The organism is Brevundimonas sp. 01N35, from assembly GCF_056399785.1.
On the sequence record NZ_JBFTRZ010000008.1, the window covers coordinates 148,085 to 168,019 of the forward strand.

16 protein-coding genes are annotated in these 19,935 nt (G+C 68.7%); 4 read left to right on the forward strand and 12 right to left on the reverse strand.

The genetic code is table 11. The features are described from left to right. Nucleotides 1-16: 16 nt before the first annotated feature. Complete coding sequence (gene cysQ, locus AC1DJ5_RS10390; protein WP_477020532.1) at nucleotides 17-802, forward strand: 3'(2'),5'-bisphosphate nucleotidase CysQ; 786 nt, start codon at nucleotides 17-19, stop codon at nucleotides 800-802. Between the two features lie 11 nt (nucleotides 803-813). Here cysQ and AC1DJ5_RS10395 read toward each other — a convergent pair whose 3' ends face one another. The 5 genes from AC1DJ5_RS10395 to map all read right to left on the reverse strand — a co-directional run bounded on the left by AC1DJ5_RS10395 (nucleotide 814) and on the right by map (nucleotide 4,152). Continuing rightward, the gene (locus AC1DJ5_RS10395) at nucleotides 814-1,674 is read right to left on the reverse strand and encodes an aldo/keto reductase (RefSeq protein WP_441455045.1); all 861 of its coding nucleotides are present in this window, start codon (nucleotides 1,672-1,674) and stop codon (nucleotides 814-816) included. Nucleotides 1,675-1,740: 66 nt separating this feature from the next. Continuing rightward, nucleotides 1,741-1,983, reverse strand: coding sequence for a BolA/IbaG family iron-sulfur metabolism protein (locus AC1DJ5_RS10400; RefSeq protein WP_477020533.1), 243 nt, complete (start codon nucleotides 1,981-1,983; stop codon nucleotides 1,741-1,743). A 68-nt stretch (nucleotides 1,984-2,051) separates the two neighbouring features. Then, a complete protein-coding gene (locus AC1DJ5_RS10405; protein ID WP_477020534.1) occupies nucleotides 2,052-2,576 on the reverse strand; it encodes a GNAT family N-acetyltransferase in 525 nt (174 codons plus the stop codon). Further along, a complete protein-coding gene (radC, locus tag AC1DJ5_RS10410; RefSeq protein WP_477020535.1) occupies nucleotides 2,573-3,304 on the reverse strand; it encodes a RadC family protein in 732 nt (243 codons plus the stop codon). Before radC ends, AC1DJ5_RS10405 begins: the two co-directional genes overlap by 4 nt. Before the next feature lie 26 nt (nucleotides 3,305-3,330). Further along, nucleotides 3,331-4,152: a type I methionyl aminopeptidase gene (gene map, locus AC1DJ5_RS10415; RefSeq protein WP_441455041.1), complete on the reverse strand. Its 822-nt coding sequence runs from the start codon at nucleotides 4,150-4,152 to the stop codon at nucleotides 3,331-3,333. A 136-nt stretch (nucleotides 4,153-4,288) separates the two neighbouring features. Between map and AC1DJ5_RS10420 the strand changes: the two genes are divergently transcribed. Together AC1DJ5_RS10420 and AC1DJ5_RS10425 are read left to right on the forward strand one after the other, a co-directional pair. Then, nucleotides 4,289-5,047: a competence/damage-inducible protein A gene (locus tag AC1DJ5_RS10420; RefSeq protein ID WP_477020536.1), complete on the forward strand. Its 759-nt coding sequence runs from the start codon at nucleotides 4,289-4,291 to the stop codon at nucleotides 5,045-5,047. Nucleotides 5,048-5,215: 168 nt separating this feature from the next. Next, nucleotides 5,216-6,517: an OmpP1/FadL family transporter gene (locus AC1DJ5_RS10425; RefSeq protein WP_441455038.1), complete on the forward strand. Its 1,302-nt coding sequence runs from the start codon at nucleotides 5,216-5,218 to the stop codon at nucleotides 6,515-6,517. Nucleotides 6,518-6,997: 480 nt separating this feature from the next. Here AC1DJ5_RS10425 and AC1DJ5_RS10430 read toward each other — a convergent pair whose 3' ends face one another. Together AC1DJ5_RS10430 and AC1DJ5_RS10435 are read right to left on the reverse strand one after the other, a co-directional pair. Then, a complete protein-coding gene (locus AC1DJ5_RS10430) occupies nucleotides 6,998-8,485 on the reverse strand; it encodes a DEAD/DEAH box helicase (protein ID WP_477020555.1) in 1,488 nt (495 codons plus the stop codon). A 431-nt stretch (nucleotides 8,486-8,916) separates the two neighbouring features. Beyond that, nucleotides 8,917-9,570 (reverse strand): DUF1345 domain-containing protein, encoded by a 654-nt coding sequence (locus tag AC1DJ5_RS10435; protein WP_441455036.1) that lies wholly within the window; start codon nucleotides 9,568-9,570, stop codon nucleotides 8,917-8,919. Between the two features lie 87 nt (nucleotides 9,571-9,657). On the opposite strand from AC1DJ5_RS10435, the gene ku reads away from it, so the two are divergent. Further along, nucleotides 9,658-10,497 (forward strand): non-homologous end joining protein Ku, encoded by an 840-nt coding sequence (gene ku, locus AC1DJ5_RS10440; RefSeq protein WP_441455035.1) that lies wholly within the window; start codon nucleotides 9,658-9,660, stop codon nucleotides 10,495-10,497. On the opposite strand, the gene AC1DJ5_RS10445 is transcribed toward ku, so the two are convergent. From AC1DJ5_RS10445 to AC1DJ5_RS10465, 5 genes are all read right to left on the reverse strand, one after another. Then, nucleotides 10,494-10,955 carry a cysteine hydrolase family protein gene (locus tag AC1DJ5_RS10445; protein WP_477020537.1) on the reverse strand — a complete coding sequence of 154 codons (462 nt, stop codon included), beginning with the start codon at nucleotides 10,953-10,955 and terminating at the stop codon, nucleotides 10,494-10,496. The two genes, ku and AC1DJ5_RS10445, sit on opposite strands and share 4 nt — an antisense overlap. Before the next feature lie 8 nt (nucleotides 10,956-10,963). Continuing rightward, entirely contained in the window at nucleotides 10,964-11,146 is a 183-nt protein-coding gene (locus tag AC1DJ5_RS10450) for a DUF3606 domain-containing protein (RefSeq protein WP_441455033.1), read from the reverse strand. 50 nt (nucleotides 11,147-11,196) lie between these two features. After that, the gene (gene ligD / locus AC1DJ5_RS10455; RefSeq protein ID WP_477020538.1) at nucleotides 11,197-13,755 is read right to left on the reverse strand and encodes a DNA ligase D; all 2,559 of its coding nucleotides are present in this window, start codon (nucleotides 13,753-13,755) and stop codon (nucleotides 11,197-11,199) included. A gap of 108 nt (nucleotides 13,756-13,863) precedes the next feature. Beyond that, nucleotides 13,864-18,390, reverse strand: a complete 4,527-nt coding sequence (gltB, locus tag AC1DJ5_RS10460) for a glutamate synthase large subunit (RefSeq protein ID WP_477020539.1) — start codon at nucleotides 18,388-18,390, stop codon at nucleotides 13,864-13,866. Further along, nucleotides 18,387-19,820 carry an NAD(P)-dependent oxidoreductase gene (locus tag AC1DJ5_RS10465; RefSeq protein ID WP_477020540.1) on the reverse strand — a complete coding sequence of 478 codons (1,434 nt, stop codon included), beginning with the start codon at nucleotides 19,818-19,820 and terminating at the stop codon, nucleotides 18,387-18,389. The genes gltB and AC1DJ5_RS10465 overlap by 4 nt, the downstream gene beginning before the upstream one ends. Nucleotides 19,821-19,935: the final 115 nt, after the last annotated feature.

Consider the following 19,935-nt stretch of genomic DNA (forward strand, 5'->3'; position numbering starts at 1 on the left):
CTATCGGGGACGGAACATGACGCACTCCATCGAGACCGACCTCGCTTCCGGCACCCTCGCCGAGATCATCGCCGACATCGCCGAGGAGGCCGCGCGCGTCATCCTGCCCTTCTGGCGTGTCGGCACGGCGGTCGAGACCAAGTCCGACGCCAGCCCGGTGACCGAGGCCGACCGCGCCGCCGAGGTTCTGATTCTGAAGCGTCTGGCCGAACATTGGCCCGAGGTGCAGGCCGTGGCCGAGGAGGCGGTGGCCGCCGACGGCGCCCCGGCTTCGGTCGGCGACTGGTTCTGGCTGATCGATCCGCTGGACGGCACCAAGGGCTTTATCCAGGGCCGCGAGAGCTTCACCGTCAACATCGCCCTGATCCATGGCGACGCTCCGGTCGCGGGCGTGGTGACGGCTCCGGCGTCGAGCGTCACCTGGGCCTCGACGGCTCCCGGCAAGGGGGCCGTGCGGCGCGCTTTCGGCGAGGCCTGGCGGCCGATCAAGGTGCGCGATCGCCCGGCCGAGGGCATCGCCCTGCTGAGCCACAGCGTGACCGACGAGGAGGCCGCGCGTTTGGCGGCCCGCCACGGCTGCAGCCAGTGGCAGGGGACGGATTCCTCGCTGAAATTCTGCCTCATTGCCGAGGGGCGTTTCGACGCCTATCCGCGCACCGGACCGACGTCCGAATGGGACACGGCGGCGGGACAGGCGGTGCTGGAGGCCGCAGGCGGCCGGGTGCTGGGGTCGGACGGGGCGCGGCTGGCCTACGGCAAGCCGGGCTTCCTCAACGGCCCGTTCGTGGCGATGGGCGGCTAGAAGACGGGGCGTTAGGCTGCCGCCGACGCCGACCCCACGCGCGCCATTTCGATCTGGGCCGACAGGCCGGGCGGCAGGTCGCGCTCGGGCACGGCGGCCAGGGCCTCCATCCGCTCGGGATTGATGGCGCGGACCAGCACGCTGGCGATGGCCGGATCGGTCAGGGTGAAGGCCAGGCAGATGTCTTCGGCGTTCCAGTTCGGCGTCTGGTGCAGGAAGGCGAAGGAGCCGGCGTTGGCCAGGCCTGTCTCCGCCGCCTTGCCGCCGAAGCCGAACAGCCCCTTCTTCTTGGGGGCCGCGCCCGCGCCGGCGGCCTTGCGCTCTGTCGACAGGCTTTCGGGGAAGTAGTCGTAGGTGAAGATGGCCATGTCGCGTTCGCGCGCGGCCCGCATCCGCGAGCGGATGCGCCATTCGACATTGGCGTGGAACGGCGTGAACAGGACGTCGAACGCCCCGGTCGAGACATAGATGTCCATCACCGGGTCGTCGCCCGACACCCCCAGCAGCCGCACCTGACCCGCCTTGCGCAGGGCCTTGAGGGCGATCAGCGAGGCCTGGGGCAGTTCGTCGTCGGCGGGTTGGTCCAGCACGGCCAGATCGAACCAGTCCAGGCCCGAGGCGTGCAGCGCCTGGTCGAAGGAACGGCTCAGCGCCTCGGCGGAGAAGTCGCGGAAGCCCTGCCGGCGGCCGTCGCCGACGCCCAGGGTCATGCTCACGCAGACCAGCCGCCGCTCGACATGGCCCAGGGCCTCGCCGACGATCTCGGCCAGCGCCGGGTCGGCGTTCTCGAGGTGGTAGCTGTTCACTCCGGCTTCCAGCGCGGTGAAGATCAGTTCCTTGAGGGCGGCCGGACCACGCGCGAGCGCGTCCACGCCTAAGCTTAGGGTCAGGCCTGAGACCGCTGCGCCGGAGGAGCCGAACGGGCGATAGCGCATCGGTCAGTCCACCTCGGCCGGGGCCGAGGTCTCCAGGGCCAGGGCGTGCAGTTCACCGCCCATCTGCCCTTTCAGGGCGCCGTAGACCAACTGGTGCTGGCGCACGCGCGGCAGGCCCTTGAAGGCTGTCGAGACGATCCGGGCGCGATAGTGATCGCCGTCGCCGGCCAGATCCTCGATGGCGATGTCCGCATCGGGAAAGGCCTCGACCAGATGGGCGCGCAGGACGTCGGCGGACATGGGCATGGGGGGCTACTCTCGAAACACGCGGGACAAGTCTGAACGGTAAACCTTAATGAGGGGCGCCGGGTCTGTCAGCCCGCGACCGTGCGCGGGCGTTCGAACAGGGTGACGGTCGAGCCCTTGTAGTCGGCCTCGGCGTAGGGGCGATAGCCGGCCCGCTGGGCCAGCTTCACCGACGGCGTATTGTCGGGCGAAATCATGCAGACGGTGCGCGGCTCCAGCCGATAGGCGTCGGTCCAGACCAGGGCGGCCTGCAAGGCTTCCTGCGCCAGGCCCTGGCCCTGGAAGGCAGGGGCGACGCCCCAGCCCAGTTCCGGCGCGTCGAACGGCGGATCCATCTCGCGGCGGTAGTCCAGAACGCCGACGCTGCCGACATAGGCCTGCGTCGCCGTCTCGCGGATCGACCAGTTGCCGTAACCCTTGGCCTGCCAGTGGCCGAGGTCCCGCAGGCAGCGGAACCAGACCTCTTCCTCGGACAGGCCGCGCCCCATGATGTGGCGGGTGAAGGCCTCGTCGGCCCACAGGGCGACCAGGTCGTCCATGTCGCTGGCGGCGACGGGGCTCAGGGTCAGGCGGTCGGTGGTCAGGATGGTCACATCAAACCCAATTGCTTGAAACTGGCCACGCCTTCGCGGCCGACGATGAGGTGGTCGTGCACCTGGACGGACAGGGAGCGGGCGGCCTCGACCACCTGTTGGGTCATGTCGATGTCGGCGCGGCTGGGGGTCGGGTCGCCCGAGGGGTGGTTGTGGACGATGATCATGGCGCTGGCCGACAACTCCAGCGCCCGGCGGACCACTTCGCGTGGATAGACGGGGGCGTGGTCCACCGTGCCCCGGTTCTGGATCTCGTCGAGGATCAACTGGTTCTTCTTGTCGAGGTAGAGGACGCGGAACTGTTCGCGCGGTTCGTGCTGCAGCGACAGCCGGACATAGGCCAGCAGCGCCGTCCACGACGAGATGACGGTGCGCTTGTTGGCCTCTTCCTTGGTCACGCGGCGCGAGACCTCGTGCAGGGCAGCCAGGTCCAGGGCGGTCTCGGCGCCGACCCCCTTGGAACGACCGCGCGTGTCCTCGGTGCGGACGGTCATCAGGTCCTCGACCGAGGCGGCCAGGACGGCGGCCAACGATCCGAAGCGGGTCAGCAGGGCCTTGGCGATCGGTTTGACGTCGCCCTGCGGCTGGCTGCGGAACAGGAAGAGCTCCAGCAGTTCATAGTCGGGCAGGTGGTGGAGGCCCGCGCCGCGCGCGCGTTCGCGCAGCCGTTCGCGATGACCGGCGTGGTGCGGTTTCGACTTTGGTTCTTCCGGCGGTTGATCGAGCATCAGCCTCCCCCGAAGGGGAGACTAACTCAGAATTTCGGGCGGAACAGGCCCTTCGGCGAGGCGGAGAAGATTTCCAGTCCGTCTTCCGTCACCCCGATGGTGTGTTCGCACTGGGCCGATAGCGACTTGTCGCGGGTCACGGCGGTCCAGCCGTCGGACAGGACCTTCACCGCCGGCTTGCCCAGGTTCACCATCGGCTCGACGGTGAAGAACATGCCCGGCTTGAGCACGGCCCCCTCGCCGCGACGGCCGTAGTGCAGGACATTGGGGCTGTCGTGGAAGATGCGGCCGATGCCGTGGCCGCAGAAGTCGCGGACCACGCTCATGCGCTGGGCCTCGACGAATTTCTGGATGGCGTAGCCGATATCGCCGAAGGTGGCGCCCGGCTTGACCTGGGCCAGGCCCAGTTCCAGGGCGTCATAGGTGACGTCGATCAGCTTCTTGGAGCGGGCGTTGATCTCGCCCACCGGATACATGCGGCTGCTGTCGCCGTGCCAGCCGTCGACGATGACGGTGTGGTCGATGTTGACGATGTCGCCGTCCTTCAGAACCTTGTCGCCGGGAATGCCGTGGCAGACGACGTGGTTGATCGAGGTGCAGACCGTCCGGGTGTAGCCCTTGTAGCCGAGGCAGGCGGGCACGCCGCCGCGTTCCAGCGTGAACTCGCGCACCAGATCGTCCAGTTCGCCGGTGGTGACGCCCGGCTTCACGTGCTCGCCGATCATGTCCAGCGCCTCGGCCACCAGGCGGCCGGCCTTGCGCATGCCCTCGAAGGCCTCCGCGTCGTGGATGCGAATCTCGTGGCTGCGGACGAAGGCGTCGTTATCCAGGTCGGGAGTCTCGTACATGATCTACTTTCGGGCGCGCCGACGCTGGGGGAGTGGCGCTGTGGCTTTGAGAGTCAGATGGCGAGCCTAGCACAAAAGCTCAACCCCGTCAGGCGGCGGCGATGACGCGGGGGCAGGCGGCGCCTATCTGAAGCCGATGACCGCTCAATCCGCCCCCACCGCTGCGGTCCTGATCATCGGCGACGAAATCCTGTCCGGCCGGACCCAGGACGTGAACCTCAACACCCTCGCCCGCTTCCTGGCGGCGCTGGGGATCGACCTGGAGGAGGCGCGTACGGTTGGCGACCGGCAGGACCGGATCGTCGGGGCGCTGAACGCCCTGCGCGCGACCCATGACTATGTCTTCACCACGGGCGGCATCGGGCCGACGCACGACGACATCACGGCGGACGCCGTGGGGGCGGCCTTCGGCGTGGCGGTGCGGGAGCATCCCGAGGCGCTGGCGATCCTGGAACGGCGCTACGGCCCGGGCGAGTTTAACGCCGCGCGGCGGCGCATGGCCCGCATTCCCGAAGGCGGGACGCTGATCGCCAATCCGGTCACCGACGCGCCGGGCTTCCAGATCGGCAACGTCTTCGTCATGGCCGGCGTGCCCAAGATCATGACGGCCATGCTGCAGGACGTGGCGCCCCGCCTGCGCACCGGGGCGGTGGTTCACGCCCGCACGATCCGCGTCGTCGGCGTGGGCGAAGGCGCGATCGCCGATGTTCTGAGGGCCGCCGCCGACGCCCGGCCGGACCTCTCGTTCGGCAGCTATCCGTTCGGCCTCGGGACCGACGGGGAGGTCGGGACCCAACTGGTGATCCGTGGTCGCGATGTGGCGGAAGTTGACGCTGCGGCACACGATTTTTCTCAAGAACTTCGTTCTTTAGGTATTGAAATTGCCGTAGCCTAATCTCTCAAAGGTTTGAAGTTGTGCGATTTCGCCGCCACGCTTTTGCCGATTTGCGGTCCGACAGGGGCCACGCATGCAACGCTTTCTCGACGTGAACGCTAAGCTTGCGTCCCTCCCCGACAACGGCTCGCCGCATGGACGACGGGCTGGCGCAATAGGTGAACAGAAATGACTCCCAGGACGATCGGCCGCCTTGGCGGCCTGACCCTGACCTCGGTCCTGATGGCCGGCGTCGCCGCCCCGGCCTTGGCCGGCTCCTTCTATCTGCAGGAACAGTCGGTGCGGGGCGCCGGTCGGGCCTATTCCGGCGAAGCCGCTGATCGCGGCGTCGCCTCCCTGTGGTGGAACCCCGCCGCCATCGCCCGCAGCGGCCGAGAACTCTATGTCGGCGCCCATGGGCTCAAGATCGACTCGACCGTCGACAACGCCGGTTCGACCATCACCTATCCGGGCGGAACCACCTTGCCGGTGCAGGGGCTGGGCCACAACATCGACCCGATCGAGAGCGGCCTGGCGCCGAATTTCGCCATCGCGACCCCGATCGGCGACCGGTTCGCCGTCGCCTTCGCCCTGGCCGCGCCCTACAATTTCACCACCAAGTACAATGCCGCCTCCTTCGCTCGCTACGACGCCCTGACGTCGAAGTTGCGCACGGTGGACGCGGGGCTGACGGCGGCGATGCAGGTCACGGACTGGCTGGACGTCGGCGCCGGTTTCAACGCCCAGCACGTCAAGGCCAAGCTGACCTCGGCCCTGCCCAACCTGTCGCCCCTGCTGCCGGACGGCGCCAATTCTCTGGAAGGCGACGGCTGGGACTATGGCTGGAACGTCGGCGCCCAAGCCCACAAGGGGCCGTGGGATTTCGGTCTGAGCTATCGGTCGAAGATCAAGCACGAACTGGACGGCGACGTCGTCATTTCGGGCCTGCTGGGTCCGCTGGCGGGCGCCAACGTCGCCACCCGGGGGACGGCCAGCTTCACCACGCCGTGGTTCGCCTCGGCCTCGGTGCGCTATGCCGTCAGCGACAAGTTGACCCTGAACGCCCAGGTCAACCGCATCGGCTGGAGCGAGTTCCAGTCCATCGACGTCGCCTTTCCGGGCGGCGGCGACTCGATCCCGCAGAACTACAAGGATGTGACCACGGGCGCGATCGGGGCCGACTACGCCCTGAACGACAAGGTCACCCTGCGCGCGGGCGTCGGCTATGATCCGACCCCGACCCGCGACAGTCTGCGCACGGCCCGTATCCCGGACGCCAACCGTTGGCTGTTCTCGGCGGGCGGCACCGCCGAGGTGCGTGACGGCCTGAAAGTCGACGCCGGCCTGACCTATATCGCCTTCAGCGACAGCCAGATCTTCGACGACCGCACCTTCTATGCAGGCACGCCGGCGGCGACGACCTCGCACCTGCGCGGCGGCGCCAAGGGTTCGGCCGTGGTCGCCTCGGTGGGCGCGCGCTGGGCCTTCTGATCCCGCGACGCGGCTGACATGGAAACGGCGGCTTCCTCGCGGGAGCCGCCGTTTTTCGTGGGCGGGATTGCACGGCGCCGCAAAAAAAACAGTGCAATTGGTGCAATCCGGGGCGGCGGGAGGGCCGGCCTGGGCGGAGAAGTCTCTGGGGCGGGAGGTCTGGGCGGTCATGCGCGAAGTCTAGGCGCGAGATGGACCTCGGCGAGCAAAGCGGTCTGAACGAGCCTAGGGCGTTGTTTTTGTGGAAGGGGCGATGCGAGGTTCGCAGGGGATGGCGGGGCTTTCGTCCGATTCCGTGGAGAGGTGGCGCGATAGCGCCGTGGCGGAGGGGCGTCTCGTCGGTTGAGGGCGGCCCCTCCACCGCTACGCGGTCCCCCTTCCCACAGAGTGGGGAGGAAAGAGAGCGAAGGCGGCCGAAATGAAAAACGCCGGGCTCTCGAGGAGAGCCCGGCGCTTCAGTCTTGTCGCTGATCCGCGGGATCAGCTTTGTGAGTAGCCCTTGCCGCCGTTCGACGGGCGGCGGCTGCGCGGACGACGCGGCATTTCACCGACGGGCTTGGGCTCGGCCGAAGGCGCCGCGCGGGGCGACGATTTCGGACGTTCGCCGGCCATCGGATCATAGGTCGCGGCCGGACGCTCGGCGTGGTGGGTGCGGTCGCGGCCCGGTCCCGGCTTGCGCTGACGATGCGGCTGACCGCCGCCCTCCGGCTTGACGCCGTCGCGACGCGGGTTGCGGCTGCGGTTCTGGCCACGGCCTTCGCCGCCGCCACGTCCGCCGCGCTCTTCACGGTCGGGCAGGGTGGCCTTCTGCTTGACGCCGGCGGCCATGATCGAGGCGTCGAGCATGCCCAGGGCCTTGTCGTTGCGGCGGTCGATGGCCGGGATCTTCTGACGCGTGACCTTTTCGATGTCCTTGAGCAGCTTCATCTCGTCGCCGGCGACGAAGCTGATGGCCGTGCCGTCGGCGCCCGCGCGGGCCGTACGGCCGATGCGGTGGACGTAGGCTTCCGGCACGAAGGGCAGCTCGAAGTTCACCACGTGGGTGACCTTGTCCACGTCGATGCCGCGGGCGGCGATGTCGGTGGCGACCAGGACGCGCAGCTTGCCCTGTTTGAAGGCTTCCAGAGCGCGTTCGCGTTGCGACTGGCTCTTGTTGCCGTGGATGGCGCCGGCTTCGACGCCGCCGGCTTCCAGATAGGCCGCGACCTTGTCGGCGCCGTGCTTGGTCTTGGTGAAGACCAGGCAGCGCGTATAGGCGGGGTCAGAGAAGAGTTCGGTCAGCAGGGCGCGCTTGCGGCCTTGCTCGATGTGGACGACCGACTGCTTGATGCGCTCGACCGTGGTGGCCTGAGGCGTGACCTGGACCTTGACCGGATCCTTCAGCAGCTCGCCGGCCAGCTTGCCGATCTCCGACGGCATGGTGGCCGAGAAGAACAGGTTCTGGCGCTTGGCCGGGATGCGGCTGACGATCTGACGGATGGGCTTGATGAAGCCGAGGTCCAGCATCTGGTCGGCTTCGTCGAGGACGAAGATTTCCGTCGACGACAGGTCCAGCGTCTTCTGCTGCAGGTGGTCCAGCAGGCGGCCGGGGGCGGCGACCAGGATGTCGAGGCCCTGTTGCAGCGCGCGTTCCTGCGGGCCGTACTTCACGCCGCCGAAGATGACGGCGACGCGGAAGCCCAGGTGGGCGCCGTACTGCTTGAAGCTGTCGGCGATCTGGCTGGCCAGTTCACGGGTGGGCGACAGGATCAGGCAGCGCGTGGTGCGCGGCTTGGGCGCGATGCGGTTCTCGGCCAGGCGATGCAGGATCGGCAGGGCGAAGGCCGCGGTCTTGCCGGTGCCGGTCTGGGCGATGCCCAGCAGGTCCTTGCCCAGCATGACGTCAGGGATGGCCTTGGCCTGGATCGGCGTCGGCTTTTCATAGCCGGTCGAAGCCAGCGCCTGGAGGAGGGCCTTGTTCAGGCCCATGGATTCAAAAGTGATATTGCTCACGGAGCGTCTTTCGCTTGCGGCGAAGCGCATTCCTGATGCGTGCGGTCGGAAGGCTCCGCCTTCTCGACTCGACGCACGCTAGGAGAGACGCCTCGCCAATCCCGATAGAGCTTCGGAATGAAGCCGTCGGGGTGGATCGGGGCGCCGCCCCGCGTGTCCGGACGACGTAATGACTCTGAGGTCTTGCCAGCTGCGTCTGCAATCAGGTCTTCGCAGAGGAAGACCCACACGCGTTGCAGGAAGCCGGCCATCGCATGGTGCGATGCAGCGCAGATGGGCCTCAATAACGGCCAAGTCAAGGCGATGAGCCGGAAACCCTAGAGCCGGGTCGGGTGAATCAAGCTCCAGGCATGATGCTGGAGCAAATATCTGAGTTTGGACGCGATCGCGTCCAAACCGATTTCGCTCTAGAGCAGGTTGACCGCCAGATTGACCGCCAGGGCCACGATCACCGTGTTGAACAGGAAGGCCATCAGGCTGTGCAGGGTGGCGATCCGACGCTGGCGCTTGCCGGAGATTTGGATGTCGGCGGTCTGGGCGGCGACGCCGATGACGAGGGCGAAATGCAGGAAGTCCCAGTAGTCGGGCAGTTCGTCGCCAGGGAACATCAACCCGCCCCGGTCGCTGCGGTCGGCCTCGGCCGGACCGTAGAATTCGTGGGCGTAATGCAGGGCGAAGATGACCTGAACGAACAGCCAGGACACGACGATGGTCGACATCGAGAAGAGGGCGGCGCTGAGCGACGGATGCGTCGAGCGGCCCGTCGCCTCGACCACCACCACGGCCACGCTGGCGGCGGCGGCCAGCAGGCTGAGCGGCAGGACGGCGGCGCCCGCCTGATCCATCCGCGCGGCGCGGGCGCGGATGGCCTCGATCGAACGAGTGCGTCTGATGCGGAGCAGGGTCAGGCTCAGAAAGGCCAGAGCCCCGGCGTCCCAGCCGGCGGCGACCTGCAACGGCCAGTCCCAGCGCGCGGGCGACAGCAGCACGCCCGCCACGACCACGATCAACGCCAGCATGAGGGCGGAGTGCAGGCGGAACAGGCGGCGCAGGAAGCTCATGCGATGATGATTACGCGGTTCCTTGGCGAGCGATAGAGGCTGAACGAAGCCGCGGGGCGGACGTTCTGCAGGCTGGAGGACGAAGTCATGGCCGCGCGACCGACCTGGCAGGGACATCTGAAACTGTCTTTGGTGACCTGTCCGGTCGCCCTCTACACCGCCACGACCAGCGCCAGCGACGTGCGCTTTCACCTGATCAATCCGGCCACCAACAACCGCATCCGCATGGTGACGACGGACCCGGACACGGGGCCGGTCGAGCGGTCCGATCTGGTCAAGGGTTATGAGGTGTCGAAGGACGAATACGTCCTGTTCGACGAGGCCGACTTCGACAAGGTGAGGCTGGAAAGCACGCGCACCATCGCCATCGACCAGTTCGTCGACGAGGCGGATATCGACCGTCTGTACTGGGACGATCCCTTCTATGTCGTGCCGGAAAAAGGCGTCGGGGTCGAAGCCTTCGCCGTGATCCGCGAGGCGATGAAGGCGGCGGGCAAGGTCGCCCTGGGCCAGTTGGTCCTGCGCGGCAAGGAGCGGCAACTGGCGCTGGAGGTCCACGGCAGGGGGCTGGTCGCCTACACCCTTCGCGCCCACGACGAGGTGCGCGCCGCCGACGACTTCTTCGACGACATCCCTGAGGTGAAGGCCGATCCCGACATGGTCGAGATCGCCGCCCGCATCATCGGCCAGAAGGAGGCGGGCTTCGATCCGACCCGCTTCCACGACCGCTACGACGAGGCCCTGCGCGAGATGATCGCCGCCAAGGCCAAGGGCGGCAAGGGCGTGGTCGCCGCGCCCGAGCCGGACGACACCAACGTCATCGACCTGATGGCGGCGCTGAAGGCCAGTCTGAAGGGGACGCCCTCGAACTCGACCTCGGCCAAGCCGGCCGCGAAGAAGGCGCCGCCGAAGAAGAAGGCGGGCTAGAGATCCTGGCTGCTGACCACATGCCTGAAGTGGTGGCGCCACAGCCGGGCGCCCAGTTCGCCCGACCGGTCCAGCGACGAGCCGACGGTCAGGTCGCTGATCAGGGTGGGGGTCAGCCCCGCGTCGAACAGGGCGAAACCGGCGGCCAGGACGCAGGTGTCGGTCTGGATGCCGCAGACCAGCACCCGCTCCGGGTTCAGCGCCTTCAGATGCGCCACCGTCTCGGGCGTCGGCGCATAGCCGTGCTTCACATGGATCACGTCGGCGTTGATGAGGCTGTCGTCGTCGGGGCCGGGGGCCCAGCCGAGCTGGCGCTGGAAGGGGGTGACAGCCTCGTCGTGGCGCTCGACCGTGGCGACCGAGGGCATGGTCCCGATCAGCCGGTTGATCCCCTCGATCAGCCATTTCGGCGGGCTGAAGCTGGGCTGGACGTCGATGATCAGAAGGGCCTGGCGCATTGATGAGATCAGCGCTTCTTGCCCAGTTCGGCGGCGATATCCTTGGTCATGCGGCCGACCTTGCGGTGGGCGGCCGTGATCTGGTCGCGGGTCACGCCCCAGCGCTTCATCCAGTATTCGACGGCCTGACGCTCGGACAGGTCGATCCGATCCTTGTCGATGAAGCCGCGCTTGTCCTTGAGGCCCGCCATGATCTTTGTCTCCGTTTCCAGCCAGCCATAGGCCGATCCGCCGTTCGACGTTAGAGGCCCAGTTGCTTCATGGCCGGCTTCAGCGCCGCGGCGGCCTTGTGGAAATCCGCCCACGGGTCGGGCTGTTTCAACAGGTCCGCGGCGGTCGCCAGGGTGAAGGCCCTAGGGTCGAGCCCCGGCTCCACCTGATCCCACGACAGGGGGAAGGCGATCCCCGCCCCCGGTCGCGCTCGGGGCGACCAGGGCGCGACGGCGGTGGCCATGCGATCGTTGCGCAGATAGTCGAGGAAGATCTTTCCGCCGCGCGCCTTCTTGGCCAGGGTGGTGGTGAAGCGGTCGGGATGGTCGGCCTTCATCGCTTCGGACACGCCCTTGGCGAAGGCCTTGGCCTGACCCCAGTCGACCCGGCTGCGGGCGTCGGCCTTGATCGGGACGACGACGTGCAGGCCCTTGCCGCCGGTGGTCTTGACGAAGGGCGTCAGGCCCAGGGCCTCCAGCCGGGGCTTCAGCAGGGTGGCGGCGGCGACCACGTCGTCGAAGTCGAGCCCCTCGTCCGGATCGAGGTCGAAGGTGATCTGGTCGGGCGTCTCCGGATCGCCCGGCTTGCAGCCCCAGGGGTGCAGCTCCAGTCCGCCGGACTGGCCGATGGCCACCAGGCCGCCGACGTCGGTCACGCCGACGTAGGGCTGGCGCTCCTTCACGTCGATCAGCTTCAGGCGCGGATTGTGGCCCGGCATGGCGTGACGCTGGAAGAAGCGCTCGCCTTCGATCCCGTTCGGCGCGCGGATGATCGACACCGGCCGGTCCGCGACGTGGGGCAGGATGCGGTCGGCGGCCATCTCATAGTAGTGCGCCAGTTCGCTCTTGGTGATCGGCGGCGCGCCGTCATGGGCGGGCCACAGCACCTTGTCGGGGTTCGAAATGGTCACCCCCGCCACGATCAGCCTGGCCTTGGCGCCCGGCGCCACGGGCGCGCCCCGGGCCGCCGGCGCCGAGGCGGGCGGCTGGGGCTCGGCCGTGACCTCGTCGGCCGGCTTGTCCTCGCGCAGGCCCTTGTAGGCCGCCTGCCGCACCGAGCCGCTTTCGGTCATCCCGGCGTGTTCGATCTCGGCCACCAGGGTCGGGGTCAGCCAGTGGATGTCCTTGCCGCCCGCGGGCGCGTCCTTGCCCGCGAAGGGGCTCGTGGTCGCCGCCGCCGCCTTCAGCGCCGGCAGCAGGGTCTTGGTCAGCACGGCGGAGAAGCCCGTGCCGACCCGGCCCATGTAGCGCAGCCCGCCCTCGGCCTGAACCCCGACCAGCAGAGAGCGCAGCCGGGCGCCGCCTTCGGACGACCAGCCGCCGATCACCACCTCGTCCCGACCCCGGCATTTCGACTTCAGCCAGGTCGCGCTGCGGCCCGCGCGGTAGGGCGCGTCGAGCTTCTTGGAGATGACCCCTTCCAGATCCATCTTGCAGGCGCTCAGCAGCACCGCCTCGCCGGACGAGGCGAAATGCTCGACGTATCTCAGGCTCGGCCCGGCCTTGCCGACCCGGTCGACATAGGCCTGCAGCCGCGCCTTGCGGTGCGACAGGGCCTTGCCCCTCAAGTCCTCGTCGCCCTCGAACAGAAGATCGAAGGCGAAATAGACCAGGTCGTCGGTCTTTCCCTCCGAGATCGCGGCCTGCAGCGCCGAGAAATGGGGCATGTGGTCGGCGTCCAGCGCGCACAGCTCTCCGTCGAGGACGCCGTCTGGCCAGGTCGCCGCCTGTTTCGCCAGCACGGGAAAGCGGTCGGTCCAGTCCAGGCCGTTGCGGGTGCGCAGCACCGCCTGACCGCCGCCGACCGAGATCTGGATGCGATAGCCGTCGAACTTGATCTCATGCACCCAGCCCGGACCCGGCGGCGGGTGATCGACCACCTTGGCGAACTGGATCGGTACGAAGGAGTGGGGCTTTCCGGCCTTCGACGCCAGGGCCGTGCTCGCCTTCGGCTGGGGCGGGGCCTTGCGGCCGGTGGCCTTGGACGAGGTCCATTGCGTCTTCCCTTCGGCGATCTCGGCCAGGCTGCGGCCGGTGGTGATCGAGGCGTCGATCTCGGCCAGGGCGTCGCCTTCGCCTTCGACGGCATAGGCGTCCTTCTCCTTGACCAGCAGCCAGTTGGGTCGTTTGGAGGGTTTGCCGCGATCCGATTTGAGCCGGATCAGGGCCCAGCCGCCCTTCAGCCGTTCGCCGTCGAGGGTCAGTTTGACGACGCCCTTGGCGAAGGCGGCGTCCAGGTCTTCATCCTGGGGCGTCCACTCGCCGACGTCCCACATCTGCACCGTGCCGGCGCCGTAGTTGCCGGCAGGGATGGTCCCTTCGAAGCCGCCGTAGTCGAGGGGATGGTCCTCGACCTCGACCGCCAGCCGTTTGACGTGGGGGTCGCGCGACGGGGCCTTGGTCACGGCCCAGGACTTGAGCACCCCGTCGTGCTCGATGCGAAAGTCATAGTGCAGGCGCGACGCGGCGTGGCGCTGGATCAGATAGCGCAGGCCCGTCGCGCGCGCCTTGGCCTTGCGGCCTTTGGGCTCCGGCGTGGCGCCGAAATTCCGCTTGGCCTGATAGGTGTCGAGTTCGCCGCGTGCCGCCATCCAGCCTGAACGCGGCTGGGCGACGAAGGCTTCACCCCCGCGCCGCCGTTCCCGCTCTAGGGGCCGTGGCGGTCCGGGAGAGAAGGCGCGGCGGGAGGGAAGGCGACGTCAGGCCGGTTGGGCCAGCCTGACGTCGGTGTCGGCGGTCTCGGCGGCCAGAACGGTTTTCGGCGCGATGCGGACGAACCGGGGCGCGAACGTCGGCCAGTCGCTGAGGATGCGGCGGGCCAGAGGCGAGGCGGTGGCGGCGGCGTGGGCTCCGATCAGGGCCTTCAGGCGGGCTTCGGCTTCGGCGTCGATGCGACCGATGCCGGCCAGGTCGCCGTTCAGCGCCTGGGCGGCGCGGCCCTCGACGTCCAGCACGAACAACTCGCCGCCGCTCATGCCCGCCGCCAGGTTCCAGCCGACCGCGCCCAGGACGACGACGCGACCGCCGGTCATGTATTCGCAGCCGTGCGCGCCCAGGCCCTCGACCACGGCCTCGGCGCCGGAGTTGCGGACCGCGAAGCGCTCGCCCGCCGCGCCCGCCACGAACAGTCGGCCCGAGGTGGCGCCATAGAGGGTGGTGTTGCCGCAGACCTGCTGGTCGGCGCGCCACTCATAGGGACGGACATGGATGTCGGCCCCCGACAGGCCCTTGCCGACATAGTCGTTGACCTCGCCGGTGACGTCGAGGATCAGCCCCTTGGCCCCGAAGGCGCCGAAGCTCTGACCGGCGATGCCTTCCAGCTTCAGCGTCAGACGGCCCTGCGGACCCTCCGGGCCGAAGCGGCGGACAATGGCCGAGGAGACCCCGGCGCCGGCGGTGCGCTGGGTGTTGTTCAACGGATAGGACAGTTCCAGCGTCTGGCCGCATTCCAGGAAGGGGGCGGCGTCCTTCAGCACCTGGGCGTCGATGCTGTCCGGCACCGGACGGCGCGCCTTGTCGGCCCAGCGGCCGGGACGGTCGACGTCGACCTTCATCAGCAGGGGATTCAGATCGAGGTCGTCCAGATGCGAGCCGCCGCGCCGCGTCTGGCGCAGCAGGTCGGTGCGGCCGACAATTTCATCGATGGTGCGGGCGCCGATGGAGGCCAGGATTTCGCGGACCTCCTCGGCGATGAAGGTGAAGAGGTTGACCACTTTCTCCGGCGTGCCGGTGAACTTGGCGCGCAGGCGTTCATCCTGCGAGCAGACGCCGACGGGGCAGGTGTTGGAGTGGCACTGGCGCACCATCAGACAGCCCATGGCGATCAGGCCCGAGGTGCCGATGCCGTATTCCTCGGCCCCCAGCAGGGCGGCCATGACCACGTCGCGACCGGTGCGGATGCCGCCGTCGGCGCGCAGGCTGACCGAGGAGCGCAGGTGGTTCAGGCTGAGGACCTGATGCGCCTCGGCCAGGCCGATCTCCCACGGCATGCCCGCGTGCTTGACCGAGGTCTGGGGCGAGGCGCCCGTGCCGCCGTTGTGGCCGGCGATCAGGATGGCGTCGGCCTTGGCCTTGGCCACCCCTGACGCAATGGCGCCGATGCCGGTGGCGGAGACCAGTTTGACCGTGACCTTGGCGTCAGGATTGATCGCCTTCAGGTCGTAGATCAGCTGGGCCAGATCCTCGATCGAATAGATGTCGTGGTGTGGTGGCGGGCTGATCAGGGTCGTACCGGGAACGGCGTGACGCATCCGGCCGATGAACTCGGTGACCTTGAAGCCGGGCAGCTGGCCGCCCTCGCCGGGCTTGGCGCCTTGCGCCACCTTGATCTCGATCTCGCGGCACTGGTTCAGGTATTCGGCGGTGACGCCGAAGCGGCCCGAGGCCACCTGCTTGACCGCCGAGTTGGCGTTGTCGCCGTTCGGACGCGGGACATAGCGCGCCGGGTCCTCGCCGCCCTCGCCGGAGACGGCGCGCGCGCCCATCCGGTTCATGGCGATGTTCAGGGTCTCATGGGCCTCAGGCGACAGGGCGCCCAGGGACATGGCCTGGGACAGGAAGCGACGGCGGATGTCCGAGACGCTTTCGACCTCGTGCAGCTGGACCGGGGTCAGGCCTTCCTTGAAGTCCAGCAGGTCGCGCAGGGCCAGATCGGCCTGCTCGCGCACGGCGGCGGAATATTGCTTGAAGCGCTTGAAGTTGCCGCGGTTCACCGCGTCCTGCAGCAGGTGGATGGTTTTGGCGTCGTGGGCGTGGGCCTCGCCGCCCGCACGGATGCGGAAGAAGCCGCCCATCGACGGGGAGGGGACCGCCGCGCCGAAGGCCACGGTGTGACGCTTGAGCGCCGCCTGCTCCAGACCGGCCAGACCGATGCCGGAGATGCGCGACGGGGCGCCGGGGAAGAACTCGGCGGCCAGGGCCCGCGACAGGCCCAGGACCTCGAACTCGCAGCCGCCGCGATAGGCGGAGATGACGCTGATGCCCTTGCGCGCCAGCACCTTCAGCAGGCCGGCCTCGATGCCGTGCTTGTAGTTGAGGCAGGCGTCGTGAAGCGTCAGGCCCGGATAGGCGCCGCGATCCAGCCGCTCCTGGAACAGCTCCTGCGCCAGCCACGGATTGACGGCAGTGGCCCCGACCCCGACCAGAACGGCGAAGGCGTGCGGGTCCAGGGTCTCGGCGGACCGCACGACCAGCGAGCAATAGGTGCGCAGGCCCGCCGCGATCAGGCGGCCGTGGGTCCCGGCGGTGGCCAGGATCATCGGCGCGGCCAGACGCTCGGCCGAGGCGTGCTCGTCGGTCAGGACGATCAGGGTGGCGCCTTCGCGGGCGGCGGCCTCGGCCTCGTCGCGGATGCGGTCCAGGGCCTGACGCAGGCCAGCGCCGGAGCGGTCGCCTTCAGCCGGGACCGGATAGGTGCAGTCGATCACCGTGGTCGAGCCGTCGGCGACCACGCCCAGCAGACGCTGATACATGCCGGTGGTCAGGACCGGACTATCCAGCACGAAGACCTCGGTCTGGGCCTCGTCCTGGGCCAGGATGTTGCCCAGGTTCTTGAAGCGGGTCTTCAGGCTCATGGCCCCGGCTTCGCGCAGGGGGTCGATGGGCGGGTTGGTGACCTGGCTGAAGTTCTGGCGGAAGTAGTGGGCCAGGGGGCGGGGCAGGCTGGACAGGACGGCGGGCGGGGCGTCGTCGCCCATGGAGCCGACCGCCTCCTTGCCGTCGCGGACCAGGGCGTCCAGCAGCAGGTCCAGGTCCTCGCGGCTGAAACCGGCGGCGATCTGGCGGCGGATCAGGGCCTCGCCGACAGCGGCGCGCGGTTCCGGTCCGGGGCCGATGATCGGCTCCAGGTCGACCATGTTGTCCAGCCAGTCCGAATAGGGCTGGGCGGCGGCCAACGCGTCGACGGCCTCATGCTCGTCGTAGAGGCGGCCGTGCTTCAGATCGACGGCGATCAGCTTGCCGGGGCCGATGTGCAGGCGGCGCTTGACCCGGCCCTCGGGCAGGGGGACCAGACCGGCCTCCGAACCGGCCAGCAGCAGGCCGTCCACGGTCTCGACGGCGCGCAGGGGACGCAGGCCGTTGCGGTCCTTGCCGGCCACGACCCAGCGGCCATCGACGGCGCACAGGGCGGCGGGGCCGTCCCACGGCTCCATCACGGCGTTGCAATAGGCGTAGAGGGCGCGGTGCTCGGGCTTCATCACCACGTCGTCCGAGGACCAGGCCTCGGGCGTCAGCAGGGCCTTGGCCAGGGGGGCGGGGCGCCCGGCGCGGACCAGAACCTCGAAGACATTGTCCAGCGCCGCCGAGTCCGAACCGCCCGGCTGGATCACCGGCTTGACCTCGTGGTCGCGGTCGCCGAAGGCCGAGGCCGCCATGCGGATTTCGTGGCTGCGCATCCAGTTCAGGTTGCCCTGAAGCGTGTTGATCTCGCCGTTGTGGGCCAGCATGCGGAAGGGCTGGGCGAGCTTCCATTCGGGGAAGGTGTTGGTCGAGTAGCGCTGGTGGAAGACGGCGTAGCCGGCGACGACCGTGGGGTCGTTCAGGTCGTGATACAGCTGGCCCAGCAGCTCGGCGCGGACCATGCCCTTGTAGACGATGGAGCGGGCCGACAGGGAGCAGAGGTAGAAGCCGTTCAGGCCCGACGCCTGCACCGCCTTTTCGATGCGGCGGCGACACAGGAAGAGCTCGCGCTCCAGTTCCTCGATCTCCATGCCTCCATTCTGGAGGGACTCTGGCGCGGCCAGCATGATCTGCTCGATCTCGGGCCGGGTGGCGTCGGCGCGGACGCCGACCACGGACAGGTCCATGGGCGTCTGGCGCCAGCCGTAGATGTAGAAGCCCGAACGGATGGCCTCGGTCTCGACGATGGCGCGGGCGTGGTCCTGGGCGCCCAGGTCGGTGCGCGGCAGGAAGACCTGGCCGACGGCGATGGGGCCGGACCGCATGGTCTGGCCGACCGCGCGCACCTGGGCCGCGAAGAAGGCCTGGGGCAGTTCGATCATGATGCCGGCGCCGTCGCCGGACAGGCCGTCGGCGTCGACCGCGCCGCGGTGGGCCACGGCCTTCAGCGACTGGATGGCCATGTCGACGATCTCGCGCCGGGGCTTGCCGTCGATGGCGCAGACCAGACCCACGCCGCAGGCGTCGCGTTCCGACGACGGGTCATAGGCGTGGCCGGCGGTCAGGCGGTCGCGGTTCTCTTCGTATTGCGACAGCCAGTCGGTCATGCGGCGGCCTCCTCGGTGCGCGCGCGCAGGTAGCGGTCGATTTCGGCCGCGGCGTCCTGGCCGTCGCGCACGGCCCAGACGACGAGGGAGGCGCCGCGCACGGCGTCCCCAGCGGCGAACACGCCGGGGAGGGTGGTGGCGAAACCGCCGCGCGCCACCTGCAGGGTGTTCCACTTGGTCAGGCCCAGACCTGCGTCGAGTTGTTCGCTGAAGGCTTCAGGTTCGAAGCCCAGGGCCTCGATCACCAGGTCGGCGGGCAGGTCGAAGTCGGAGCCTGGGACGGGAGCGATGTCGCGACGCTGGCCGGGGGCGGCCTCGGCCAGGGCCATGCGCTGGGCGCGGACGGCGACGACAGCCTCGCCCTTGGACATCAGGGCCTTGGGCGCGCCCAGCCATTCGAAGCGTACGCCTTCCTCCTCGGCGTTCTGCACCTCGCGGGCCGAGCCGGGCATGTTCTCGCGGTCGCGGCGATAGAGGCAGACGACGCTGTTCGCCCCCTGACGGACGGCGGTGCGGACGCAGTCCATGGCCGTGTCGCCGCCGCCGACGACGACGACGTCGCGACCGGCCGCGTGGGGGGCGGACGTATCAACGGCGTCGCCGCAGTCGACGCGGTTCTGGGCGATCAGGAAGGCGAGCGCGGCGACGGTGTCATCAGGTCCGCGTCCCGGCACGCTCAGGACGCGGGCCTGATAGACGCCCATGGCCAGCAGCACCGCGTCATGGCGCGACCGCAGTTCGTCCATTATCACGTCGACGCCGACTGCGGTGTTGAGCATGAACTGGACCCCGCCCTCGATCAGGCGGTCGACGCGGCGCTGAACGATGCGCTTCTCCAGCTTGAAGCCGGGGATGCCGTAGGTCAGCAGGCCGCCGGCGCGGTCGTGGCGGTCATAGACAGTGACGGCGTAGCCTTCGCTGCGCAGGCGGTCGGCGGCGGCCATGCCGGCGGGACCGGCGCCGACGATGGCGACGCTCTGGCCGCGCTCGGCCAGGGGGCGGATGGGCTCGACCCAACCGTTGTGGAAGGCGGTGTCGCCGAGCCAGGCCTCGACCGAGCCGATGGTGACGCCGTCCCAGCCCGATTGCTGCAGGGTGCAGGCGCCTTCGCACAGCCGGTCCTGCGGACAGATGCGGCCGCAGATTTCGGGCATGGTCGAGGTGGATGCTGCGACGCGCCAGGCCTCGTGCAGGTCGCCGTCGGCCGACAGGGCCAGCCAGTCGGGGATGGAGTTCTGAAGCGGGCAGGCGTTCTGGCAGAAGGGGACGCCGCAGTCGGTGCAGCGCGCCGCCTGGGCTGCGCCGCCGTCGGCGGTCGGTTTGAGCGTGATCTCCGTGAAGGTGCCTACGCGCAGTTCAGCCGGCTGTTTTTCAAGCCGCCGCTGTTCAATCAGGAAACCGCCAGGGTTGGATCGTCCGCCTTTTTGCATCTGCTCATTAAGCGAAACATGGGGACGATGTGCAAATATTTTTCTTAGCTAGGCTGTAAAATGCTGATCATCAGCATGAAGCTGCGATGAATTGTATTCATGACGCATTTTGTGA